The sequence below is a fragment of the Rodentibacter myodis genome (assembly GCF_001999305.1).
Classification (GTDB): domain Bacteria; phylum Pseudomonadota; class Gammaproteobacteria; order Enterobacterales; family Pasteurellaceae; genus Rodentibacter; species Rodentibacter myodis.
Window position 1 is genome coordinate 84,035 of sequence record NZ_MLHQ01000014.1, and the last position, 10,425, is coordinate 94,459.

At 41.1% G+C, this 10,425-nt stretch carries 10 protein-coding genes; all 10 read right to left on the reverse strand.

The window, feature by feature from the left end; genetic code table 11:
• Positions 1–381: 381 nt before the first annotated feature.
• Positions 382–975 (reverse strand): lipoprotein HlpB, encoded by a 594-nt coding sequence (locus tag BKL49_RS06520; protein ID WP_077423802.1) that lies wholly within the window; start codon positions 973–975, stop codon positions 382–384.
• 104 nt (positions 976–1,079) lie between these two features.
• Positions 1,080–1,397, reverse strand: a complete 318-nt coding sequence (locus BKL49_RS06525; protein ID WP_077423803.1) for a c-type cytochrome — start codon at positions 1,395–1,397, stop codon at positions 1,080–1,082.
• A 9-nt stretch (positions 1,398–1,406) separates the two neighbouring features.
• Positions 1,407–1,889 carry a TlpA family protein disulfide reductase gene (locus BKL49_RS06530; protein WP_077423804.1) on the reverse strand — a complete coding sequence of 161 codons (483 nt, stop codon included), beginning with the start codon at positions 1,887–1,889 and terminating at the stop codon, positions 1,407–1,409.
• Positions 1,879–2,550, reverse strand: coding sequence for an ABC transporter ATP-binding protein (locus tag BKL49_RS06535; RefSeq protein WP_077423815.1), 672 nt, complete (start codon positions 2,548–2,550; stop codon positions 1,879–1,881). Before BKL49_RS06535 ends, BKL49_RS06530 begins: the two co-directional genes overlap by 11 nt.
• Before the next feature lie 18 nt (positions 2,551–2,568).
• Positions 2,569–3,702, reverse strand: coding sequence for an ABC transporter permease (locus BKL49_RS06540; protein WP_077423805.1), 1,134 nt, complete (start codon positions 3,700–3,702; stop codon positions 2,569–2,571).
• On the reverse strand, positions 3,689–5,032 hold the full coding sequence (locus BKL49_RS06545) for an ABC transporter permease (RefSeq protein ID WP_077423806.1): 1,344 nt from the start codon (positions 5,030–5,032) through the stop codon (positions 3,689–3,691). The genes BKL49_RS06540 and BKL49_RS06545 overlap by 14 nt, the downstream gene beginning before the upstream one ends.
• Positions 5,033–5,034: 2 nt before the next feature.
• Positions 5,035–6,441 (reverse strand): Fe-S-containing protein, encoded by a 1,407-nt coding sequence (locus BKL49_RS06550; protein WP_077423807.1) that lies wholly within the window; start codon positions 6,439–6,441, stop codon positions 5,035–5,037.
• A 122-nt stretch (positions 6,442–6,563) separates the two neighbouring features.
• Positions 6,564–7,082: an iron transporter gene (locus tag BKL49_RS06555; RefSeq protein ID WP_077423808.1), complete on the reverse strand. Its 519-nt coding sequence runs from the start codon at positions 7,080–7,082 to the stop codon at positions 6,564–6,566.
• Between the two features lie 24 nt (positions 7,083–7,106).
• Positions 7,107–8,999, reverse strand: a complete 1,893-nt coding sequence (locus BKL49_RS06560) for an FTR1 family protein (protein WP_077423809.1) — start codon at positions 8,997–8,999, stop codon at positions 7,107–7,109.
• A 161-nt stretch (positions 9,000–9,160) separates the two neighbouring features.
• Positions 9,161–10,336: a WD40 repeat domain-containing protein gene (locus tag BKL49_RS06565; RefSeq protein ID WP_077423810.1), complete on the reverse strand. Its 1,176-nt coding sequence runs from the start codon at positions 10,334–10,336 to the stop codon at positions 9,161–9,163.
• Between the last annotated feature and the right edge of the window lie 89 nt (positions 10,337–10,425).

A 10,425-nucleotide genomic window follows, 5' to 3' on the forward strand; every position in this document is an offset into this window, starting at 1 on the left:
CTTATTTTACCTTACTGACTTAGAAACAATTTACTATGGGTGATGTACATGACTGAGCGGAAGGTAGGGGGTTACTGTTGCAATACGAATTCTGACTTCTTACATCAAATTTTATACGGTAGCATGTCTTATGTTCTGGTATGTTTTTTCGTCATCTTTTGTTTTGTGTGTAAAGTGGCATTAAATAGGTTTGATGAAAGTGAGATATTTACTTCTTCCATTTTTGTTATTTTGGATCTTTAACAACTTTCACACCTTTAGATTGAAATAAATCGCAATTATTCTATGGTAAGTGTAGGAGGGTTTGCGAACAAAATTAAAGAAAGGATTGGACTATAAAAACTACGGTCAATTGCTTTACCGTAGTTTTTTTTATCTAAATTATTTTGCTGCCGGAGCTTGTGTCGGTTGCTCTGCAGGTTGTTCTGCCGCAGGTGCTTGAACCGGAGCCGGATTGTATTTCGCTTCAATTTGTGCGCCAAGTTGGGCTAATGCTTGCATTTCAGCCTGTAATTTTGTTGCTTTTTCTGCATAGGCTTTTTGATCTTCTTCGGTTTTCACGTTTAGTTGATCAACCAATAATTCACTGGCAAGGGTTAGCACATCTTTCGTTTTATTTTTTGCTGCATTGATTAAATCGGATTTAATATCAAGTGCATCTAGGCTTGCAATAGTTGCCTGAACGGTTTTGTTATATTCTTCAACCGCTGTTTTCGCTTTGTTTTCATCTTTTGCTTCAATGGCAGCAGTTAATTCTTGTTGTAATTTTTGTTGATTTTGCGCTTGAGCCGCACCTTGAGCTTGGTTCCACGCAATTAATTTTTCATAATCCGCTTTTTCTTGTGCTTCGGCACTCATTGCCGGCTGCGTTGTTTCAGGTTTTGCCACATCAGCCGTTTTATCGGCAGGTTTATCACAAGCGGTTAAAAATAAAGCCAATAATGCCGCAGCACTCATTTTGGTAAATTTGTTCATAAATAATCCTTTAAAGTTAAAATAAAGAAATGTTTCTTGGCGGTAAATGCCAAGCTCCTTTGAGACCGCATATTTTGGGATTAGTTTAAAAAAATTTCAAGAAATTATTTTAATGTAGCGATAAATTCGGCTAAAGATTGAATATCTTCCTCACTCAAACGCTGTTTTGCCGGATTGCCTGCCCCGATAATCTCACCTTTTTTACGTGCTAAAAGTGCGGTCGAAATTTCTGTCGGTTTTAATTGATTGATGATTTTAGATTCGCCTATTGCCGCCTTCTCCCCCTGTTTTCCGTGGCAAGTGGCACAAGAACGTTTATAAATTTTTTCGGCTTTGGCAAAATCCGGATTGGCAGGCGATTGTGCTTGTGCCAAAAAAGTCACGCTACAAAGTGTGGCAATCAGTAAATAAAGTCGTTTCATTGTTAATCCTTAATTTTTAAATAATTTATCCAATTCTTCCGGTGGAATTTTTCCTTCAAATTTTGCCAAAATGTCGCCTTTTTCATCAATAATAAACGAAGTAGGCGTGCCGGCTAACTGATAACGTTCAGCGGTGATTTTCATTTGATCTTTCACGACAGATTGGGTTAATTGGTGTTTGGCAACAACGGCTTTGGTGTCCATTTCTTCGCCATCCACATTGATGGCAATAAGTTGAACTTTATTCGGATATTCCGCTGCCAACTTTTCAAATGCTTTCAGTTCCATCATACAATGGCCGCAGGTTTCCGACCAGAATGTGAGCAACCTTGTGCCTTGCCAATCTTTTAAATTCACCTGCTTCCCTTGTAAGTCATAGGCGGCAAGTTCCGGTGCGGGATTGCCAAGGCTGGCGGTTTCCTCTTTGCAAGAAACCGTGCCAAAAATGACCGCACTTAATAGTAACGATTTAAAGAATAAATTAACGTTCATTTTTTTGTTCCTTTAAAAATTTGCCGTGTTGAAGATAAATCGTGCGATCCGTTAATTCACCCAGTGCTGGATTGTGCGTAACCATCACAATGCTTCTGCCTTGACGGTTCAATGCCTGTAATAAATCCAACACTAAGGTTTCATTTTTTTCATCTAAGTTGCCCGTAGGTTCATCGGCAAAAATCACCGGTGGTTGGTTCACCAAAGCCCGGGCGATACACACCCGTTGTTGTTCGCCGCCGGAGAGTTGGCTTGGTCGGTGATCGATTCGGTGTCCCAACCCTACCTGTTCCAGCACCGCTTTTGCCGCCTCTTCATCAATCACACTGTGGTAATGTTGGGCAAGCATTACATTTTCAAGGGCAGTTAAATAAGGGATTAAATGGAATTGTTGGAATACTAAGCCAATTTTTTCCGCACGGAAACGTTGGCGACCGATTTCATCTAATCGGGCTGCATCAACACCATCTAATATCACCTTCCCTTCGGAGGCGGTATCCAAGCCGGTGAGAATGTTCATCAAAGTGGTTTTACCCGAACCGGATGCCCCCATAATGGCGACAAATTCACCTTGCTTAATTTGAATATTAATATCTTCAAGGGCGGTAACCTGCCCGAAGCGTTTATATAAATGTTGGGTTTCAATTACAAATTGCGTCATCATTTTCTCTCGTATTTTTTATTCGCCTTTTAACACGTTCGCCATTTGAATATGTAACGCACGGCGTGTCGGAATAATCACGGCAATAAATGCCACAAACAGGGAAAGCACAAGGGTAATAGGTAGCACAGGCAGCCGCATATCAATGTAAGATTTAAACACGGTTAAGCCCAAAATTTGGGCAAGCAAATAGCCCAGCCCTAATCCCACCACAATCGCTGCGATAGCGATAATCAGAATTTCGGTACAAATTTGTTTGATAATGTCCGATTGTTTTGCGCCCAAGGCTTTTTGTAAGGCAAATTCTTTCGCCCGTTCGCCCACAATGGCAATCAGAGTGGTATTTACACAAAGGGTGGCAAGCACCAAAATAACCAAGGAAATTAAGCCCATCAAGCCTTTGATTTTATCTAAAATTTGTCCTTCGGAAACAGAAACTTTTAGAATCGGGCGTGCCACAAATTCGTTATTTTGCGTCATAATGTGCCGAGCAAATGTTTCGACTTGAGTGGGATCATTTTTAACATTGAGGAGGGCATTATTGGCAAGCCCCTCTTTTTCTAACCAATTTTGTGCAAAATCTATATTCACAATTAACATATTGTCTGTCGCATCACCGGCTTCTACAATGGCCTTAATGGTGAATTGATGTTTTTCCACTGCATTTTTTGATAATTGCAATTTATCGCCAAGTTTTAAATGAAGCCGTTCCGCAAGGCTTTTACCGATCATTGCATTGCGATCGTCAAAATTCACATTGATGGCAGAACCGTTAATTTGCCAATAAGGGGCTAAAATTCGCATATCTTCAAAACGCACACCCATTATGACAATTTTTTCCAATTCACTGCGTGTTACGCCGTAAAGATAAGGGCTTGCGGCAATGATGAGTCCTTCGGGAGCCTGTTGGATAAGACGATCAAGTTGAGCGGTTTCCACCATTGCGCCGCTTGCCGAACCAAGATAAAAATTTGCCCCGAAAGTACGCAGTTCTTGGCTCATTTTGGTATTGATGTCGAAATAAACGGCGGCCATTGCCGTGGCAATCGCTGCCCCAACCGTCAAGGCACTGAAAATAATCATCACCCGTTGTAAACGTAAACGAAGGGCGCGAAAAATTAATCGCCAAAACATACTTCTATTGTCTGCCATAAAGCACCTCGACAGGATAAAGTTTGGCAATGCGGTGTGCCGGAAACCAAGTACCGATAAGGGCAATGAAAATTGAAAGCACCAGCACACAAGGGACGACAATCCAAGCAAAACCAAGTGGCACGCCAAACAATGCCGAACCAATAAATTTTGCCAATCCCCAGCCGGCAAAACAGCCTAGCGAACCGCCAATAAGTGCGCCAATAACCGCCTCACAATAAAACAGCAAAACAATTTGCCATTGATATGCGCCCAAGGCTTTCATCAAACCGATTTCTTTTGCCCGTTCAATAATGGATGAACTCATTAGTGAAGCGATTCCCATTGCGGCGGCAATGAGTGCCGCCACAGTAACCACCGCCAGTAATAATTGAATTTTGCCGATAACCACGCCTTCCGATGCCGCCACTTGCCAAATTGGGCGAACAACCGCACCGGAAATGGCTTCTTCTAATTGGTGGGAAATGGAAGAAACATAGGCGGTGCAATACCAACGGTCGTATTCTTCCGCATCTAAAGCATCGGTATTGGCGCGAGCTTTGCGTGAAAGTGAATTTTCCGGCACAGTAAGGGCGGAAACTTTCACCGATTGCACTTTTCCTTCCAAACCCAGTAAATTTTGTGCGGCACTTAACGGCATTACAATTTGGTTATCTTCCGCACCACCGGTGCTTAAAATGCCTTGAATTTTGACCGCACTTTGGTTGGTAAAATCATTTTCCTGATAACGCAAATTCAGTAGATCACCGATTTTCCAATCATAACGCTTGGCAAGTTGTTGTCCGATCAATACGGGAATTTGTTCACCAAAATGATTTTCCAAATCCTCCACCCAACTGCCCTGCACCTGCCAATAAGGGCTGATGATACGTTGTCCGGTGTGGTAATCTTCTTCATCGGGAATAGCGATATGGTGATCAAAAAATGTGCCGAGAATGGCGATACGTGTGGAAAGTGCGGTTGATTTTTCCGTTGTTTTTTCCATTACTTTTTCAACATTCACCGTAGCGGTTAGTTGCGGTGCAAAACCTACGATATTGTTACGCCAAAAAATATCTTTGATATTCGGCAGCTCTTTTTCATCAATAAAGTCCTGATCGGCAAGTGTTGCATTGGCGTTGAGTTCATCAGGCAACATAGTATGACTTGCCGGCTCAATGAGAATATTCGCCCCATAAGACTTCAATTCTTTTGCCATTTTATCGCCAATATCAATAGATACCGCAAGCAGGGCGGAAACCAATCCTGCCGCCAAGAAAATTGTGATGATGGCAAGTAATTTACGTTTAATGCCAAAACGCCAAGATTGAAATAACATTCTTGCTAACATTGTTATTCCTCTTTTCCTTTTTCACTGCCTAGATATTTCTCAGGATTATCACGGAATAGCTCAAGATTTCTTTCATTTTCAAAGAAATAGGTATGGTTTTCGTAGCTGTATTTATATTCCGTTTTGGTGTTTTTTAATTTTGCGCCACTGATCGGATCTTGGACTTCAATTTCCACAATGGAGCTAAATAAATTTAAGCCCTCTTCCAGTGAAGTTCGGGGGATGATGATCTCATTTTCCGTTTGTTGCCAATCTTCAATCGGCACAGGATTACAGCCACCGGGTTTGCCGATAGAGGGAATAAACATATGCACGCCACAGCCTACGCACACCACTTGGTTGCCCTGCATTACATAGCCTTGATCACCGCATAATAAACACGCATCAAATACGGCGGCGAGGCTAAGTTTGTTCGGTTGACGATTAATGATAAAAAAGCGTACCGCTTTACCATCATCGGCAATCCAGACGAAACGATGAAGTTTGCCATCTTTCACCTGTTCAATGGGGATATGGACTTGCTGCGCACCATCAAGACTAACCGGCACGGCTTCAGAAAGTTGTGGGGGGCGGGAGGCGACCTGTTCCCAATAAAGTTGGCTTGCTAAAATTAAAAAGGCGGCACTCAATCCCCAATGGAGAATACGTTTTGAGCTTTGCACCAACGCCAATTTTTTCCGTTTTTCAATAGGGTTGGATTCCTCTTTGGCTTGGCATTGACGTTGAGTGTGGGTTTGAAAGGTAAAAATAGCCAACACAACAAGCATTATTACGACACAAAATATATTTAACCAACTTGTGATCGCTCCTGATTTGGCGGCAAAACTTAACCGCACTTTGGTCAATTCCACTATCTGTAACTTCATTAAAATAAGTAGTAATTCACCCAATAAAGGAATCACTAAGGCAAACCAAAGTAGAAAGCTAAGAGCAAAAAGTGTGGTGGATTTTCCTTGTGTTTTTTGTTGCTGTTTGAGCAGTAAATAGCTCCACGCCGAGAGAATAAAACACAAAATAACGCCAAAAACGATCGCACTGAGGTTCAAAATAAAATCCGTATTAACCACATCGGTATTAGTCAGCGCGGCAATATTGGGATCTTTTGCCCAAGTCGCACCGGCAATAAACATTAAAGCAAATTGCCAAATAGCCGCAATTTTGCCTGATTTGTGCCACTGAGTGAGGGCAAAAAGGAAAAATACGGTGAGAAAAACCAGCGTAAGAATAAGATTAGGAATTTGCCCGTTTGGTAAATTAAGGCGTAGCAACATTCCGCCAACTACCCCGAAAAGACTCAACCAAATGAGTGATTTTGGGGAAAGCGTTTCCTGTTTTATTGCCCAAGATGCGCCGAGTAAAAGTGAAATCGGTAATAGCGATTGGAGTAGAAAGATAAAAAAGTAGGTCATAAATCGTTGTAAAACTAAAAATCCTTGGGTAATGGGTTACCCAAGGTTAAATGTTATTTCGGTATGCTGTCATCCTTGACACAGATTATGGGATACGAATCACGGTATCCCCCAAAATCATTTTATTTCAAGCCGGTAAATTTAAACTCATAATTAACATCAAAAGGTTTCCACCAGCGTCCTACACCGGTATCTCCGTCAGTGTGGCGGTGCATACCTGCTTTTGATGGTGGATCAATATGATAGGTTAATTTATAGTTACCCACCCCCATCATTTTTACATTTGCACCGTAGTGAGGACCGTCACCGGCAACCATTGGCATAAAGGTACCTTCTTGTTTTTCGCCGGTATCGGTATTCACTAAGGTGTAATTAATCGTAAGGTAAGGCATCCATTCGCCCTCGCCAAAACCATTTTTATTCCCTTTCACGGCGTGAATATCCGCTTCTAAGTGAATATCGGATTTTGTTGCCGGTAAGCCCATACCACGCGGCTCCATATCAATCGGTTTTAAATAAACGGCGGCAATTTCCATATCATTCATCGTTACTGCCTCGCCGATTGGATATTCCGTGAACGCCTGAGCATTGGCTGCAAACAAACCGGCTGCAAGTGTGGTTGCGATGAGTGCTTTTTTCATATTGAGATCTCCTAAGTTGAGAGGTTATGCTGATTTTTTGCTTTGATACTTCATCACTACGAAAGCAAAAACGGCAGCGATGATTAAAACCATTTGCGGAACTAAAGTTTCGACATAAGGATAAATGCCGAGCCACGAAATTTCCGGCACATTGTTTATTAAAGTCGGCTCAAACAATTTGCCTTCAATGAGTTCTAACACGGATTTACCGGCGAATACGAACGCCATCACATACATAAATGTACCGGTAAACATAAAGAAAGGTTTGAGTGGCAATTTCACTACGCTATAACGCATAATGAAGTAGCAAATTGCCAGTAAAAACACGCCCACAAGGAAACCGGCAAAAAGATAAACTAAACCGACCGCACTTTTGGCATCGCCGATAAGCGCATAGTAAAACAGCACGGTTTCTGCCCCTTCACGATAAACCGACAAGAAGCTGGTGAACCATAATCCTGCAAGGGATCCTGCTGTTAATGCCGTGGAAAGTTTACCTTCCAAATAACGCTTCCAGTTTTGGGCTTCCACTTTAGAAAGCAGCCAATAGCTCATCATAAAAAGCATTACTACGGCGATCATCATTGTGATACCTTCCAATAATTCACGATTCTGACCGGAATTTTCAAAAATAAGTTGGAAGATAAATGCGGTGATCACGCTGGCGATAAGTGCCACATAAACCGATTGGCGAATAGTAGGTAGTTTGTCTTTATGATTATTTTTCACCAAATAGGCGACAATGGCGGCGACAATTAATAATGCTTCCAAACCTTCACGCAAAATAATCAATAAGCTATATAAAAATAGCGACCAATCACTTTGTTCTCCGCCTTGTAACATTGATACGGCTTTTGATAAATTTTGTGCCAGTCCTTCCGCCTGTGCCTGTAATTTCTCCCCTTGACCGGCTTTCATTAAGCTCACCATTCGGGTGAAATAGCCCTCAATTTCCGCTTTAAAATTGCTATCTCGAGAGCCGATTTTGTTTTCCATTCCACTGTTTTCAAACACATCAAAGTAAGTATCCTGCACGGCAAGTATGGCTTTTTTCTGTTCGCCTTTTTCATAAAGTGAAATAGCCTGTTGAATGTCCTGATTCACTTGATTGGCAATTTCTTGCCAATTTTGCACCGCACTTTCCGTTGATGGCGTTGCATCATTTTGTCCGTTTTGTTCTTCCCGCGTAGCCGGCAAATTCGGTAATTGTTCTTCAATATCCTGCAAAAGATTGGTACTTTGATAGGCAATTTCCGTCATTTGATCCGCTTGTTCACTCAAACGAATTAAATTGTAGAACTGCTGATTGATGGCGGCAGATTGTTCGGCAGAACGATTGGTGCGAATAGCCATTTCCATTTCCGAATTTTTATAGCCGGCATATTGTGCTTGTTGGAAAGATTGTTTGGCTTTGGCAAAATCGCCTTGTTGATAGGCTTCAATGGCTTGTGCCACGAAATCATCGATGGTTTTAAAACTTTGTTGCCAATAAGGTAAAATTTGATCGTTTTGATAAACGCCGTGTTGTCCGTCTGCGTTGAGTTGATGTCCTTCAATCAAAGAAGGTAGTACTTCTTGCAAGGCTTGTTTTAAGCCGTCAATTTTAGTTTGAATTTCATTGAGCGATTTTCCCTCACCAATCATTTTCCGAATTTCGCCAAAAGTCGCTTCCATTTGATAGCTTTTTTGGGCGGAAAAATTAATACGAATCGGGCCTTCTAAATTTTCAAACACTTCAAAATACGCCATTTGTACTTCTGTACGTGCCTCATCGGGATTATTTTGTTGAAGAAGCGTTGTGGTTTTATCTAAGCGGGCGGTAATCTCCGTTACCCATTGTTGATAATTATCCTGCGCTAAAGAAGGTTGGGAAAAGAAAAAGATGAGAAATAACGTATAACCAATGATACGCGACATTGAAATCTCCAAATGCGATTCGTTCTTATTTACCCATATTATGCACTGATAACGGAAAAAGCGCAATGATGATATGCCGGTTTTGTGATGTAAGTTGAGATGAAAGGAAATAAGTCATAAAGTGCGGTCAAAAAAACGGGTATTTTTCAACCGCACTTTGATTAATGAGCGACCCAGATTTTTTCCAGTTCCATTTTATCGGGGTGATATTTGTAAACGTTAATGCCGCCGCCATGGGCTTGTCCGGTGACTAAGATATGGGCTTGGGGGGAAGAGGCAAAAGTTCGGCTGTTAAAGTAATTATTGGCTGAAATCATTGGAGAGGTGCCTAAATCCACAAAACCTTTGAGCCACGGATCGCCAACGGTATAAATGGAGGCGATTGTTGAGTCTGCCTCATCTTCATAGATGTAGCCAATACGAATAAAATCGGTATCAGTTAAAAACGCATAAGCAACTGTTTTATCACGCATCGCACGATTAAATTGTTCTTTAGTAAGTGGCATTAATCGACTTTTATCATATTCTCCGACCGATAAATTATAAATGCCATCATAAGGATCAGATAGCGAAAAGCGGTTCATTAAATTATCTATGCCCCACATTCGATTACGGGCATTTTCGTCTCCGGTAATCACCCATTTTTCATCGGGGCTAATAATTCCGGTGGTTTTTCCGGCATTACCATACAATCTGGCAATCGGTTTTAAGGTTGCTCTATCCCATAATGTTACGCCATCATAGCTACTTTTCTTATAAATGCTAGGGTTAATCGGATTTGCCGTAGGATTAATTTCAGCCGGTGCTTTTCTACTGTTAGTGTATCTAACAGACAAAATATATTTATCTGTTAGCCTTAGGTTTTCATAATTTCCAATCGGTGTATCGGTATAAATAGGAATAAGGTTATCACCATAACCTTTGTAGATTTTTCCTGAATGATTGGCACTGATATAAAAGGTTTTATCTTCGGATATCGCATGACCAAAGGTTTTAAAATGAGGAAAGCTAAAAATTTCATCGCCTTTCACATTTTGAATATGTACGACATTATCCTTATCTTGCCACATAAATTCATGACTGTTAGGGATAAAGTACATACTCCCCCCGCTAGCATTACGGGAAAGTACGGTTTTTTCTTTATTTTGAATATCCCATAGTACAAGATTTCCTTTCCAATCGATACTTGCAGCATAATTGCCGTCCGTTGAAACACCAAGTGAGGCGATTTCTTTTGTGGTAGAGAAAAAGCCTTGGGTATAGGCATAGATTGATAAAAACAATAACCCTATTACACCGAGAAGAATTTTGGTTTTCTTTGTTAGTTTATTCATCATTTATATTTTCCAAATTTAGAGCCTATGTCCGGATTTTGAATTTGTCCCATAATCGCCTCTTTGTATGTTCCACTATAAATCAAATCAAA

What these genes read in the sequence shown, in the direction of transcription:
- BKL49_RS06530 (WP_077423804.1), bottom strand. Translation starts at nt 1,889, where the DNA reads ATGAACGTTAATTTATTCTTTAAATCGTTACTATTAAGTGCGGTCATT.
- BKL49_RS06550 (WP_077423807.1), bottom strand. Translation starts at nt 6,441, where the DNA reads ATGACCTACTTTTTTATCTTTCTACTCCAATCGCTATTACCGATTTCA.
- BKL49_RS06560 (WP_077423809.1), bottom strand. Translation starts at nt 8,999, where the DNA reads ATGTCGCGTATCATTGGTTATACGTTATTTCTCATCTTTTTCTTTTCC.
- BKL49_RS06565 (WP_077423810.1), bottom strand. Translation starts at nt 10,336, where the DNA reads ATGATGAATAAACTAACAAAGAAAACCAAAATTCTTCTCGGTGTAATA.
- BKL49_RS06545 (WP_077423806.1), bottom strand. Translation starts at nt 5,032, where the DNA reads ATGTTAGCAAGAATGTTATTTCAATCTTGGCGTTTTGGCATTAAACGT.
- BKL49_RS06520 (WP_077423802.1), bottom strand. Translation starts at nt 975, where the DNA reads ATGAACAAATTTACCAAAATGAGTGCTGCGGCATTATTGGCTTTATTT.
- BKL49_RS06535 (WP_077423815.1), bottom strand. Translation starts at nt 2,550, where the DNA reads ATGACGCAATTTGTAATTGAAACCCAACATTTATATAAACGCTTCGGG.
- BKL49_RS06525 (WP_077423803.1), bottom strand. Translation starts at nt 1,397, where the DNA reads ATGAAACGACTTTATTTACTGATTGCCACACTTTGTAGCGTGACTTTT.
- BKL49_RS06555 (WP_077423808.1), bottom strand. Translation starts at nt 7,082, where the DNA reads ATGAAAAAAGCACTCATCGCAACCACACTTGCAGCCGGTTTGTTTGCA.
- BKL49_RS06540 (WP_077423805.1), bottom strand. Translation starts at nt 3,702, where the DNA reads ATGGCAGACAATAGAAGTATGTTTTGGCGATTAATTTTTCGCGCCCTT.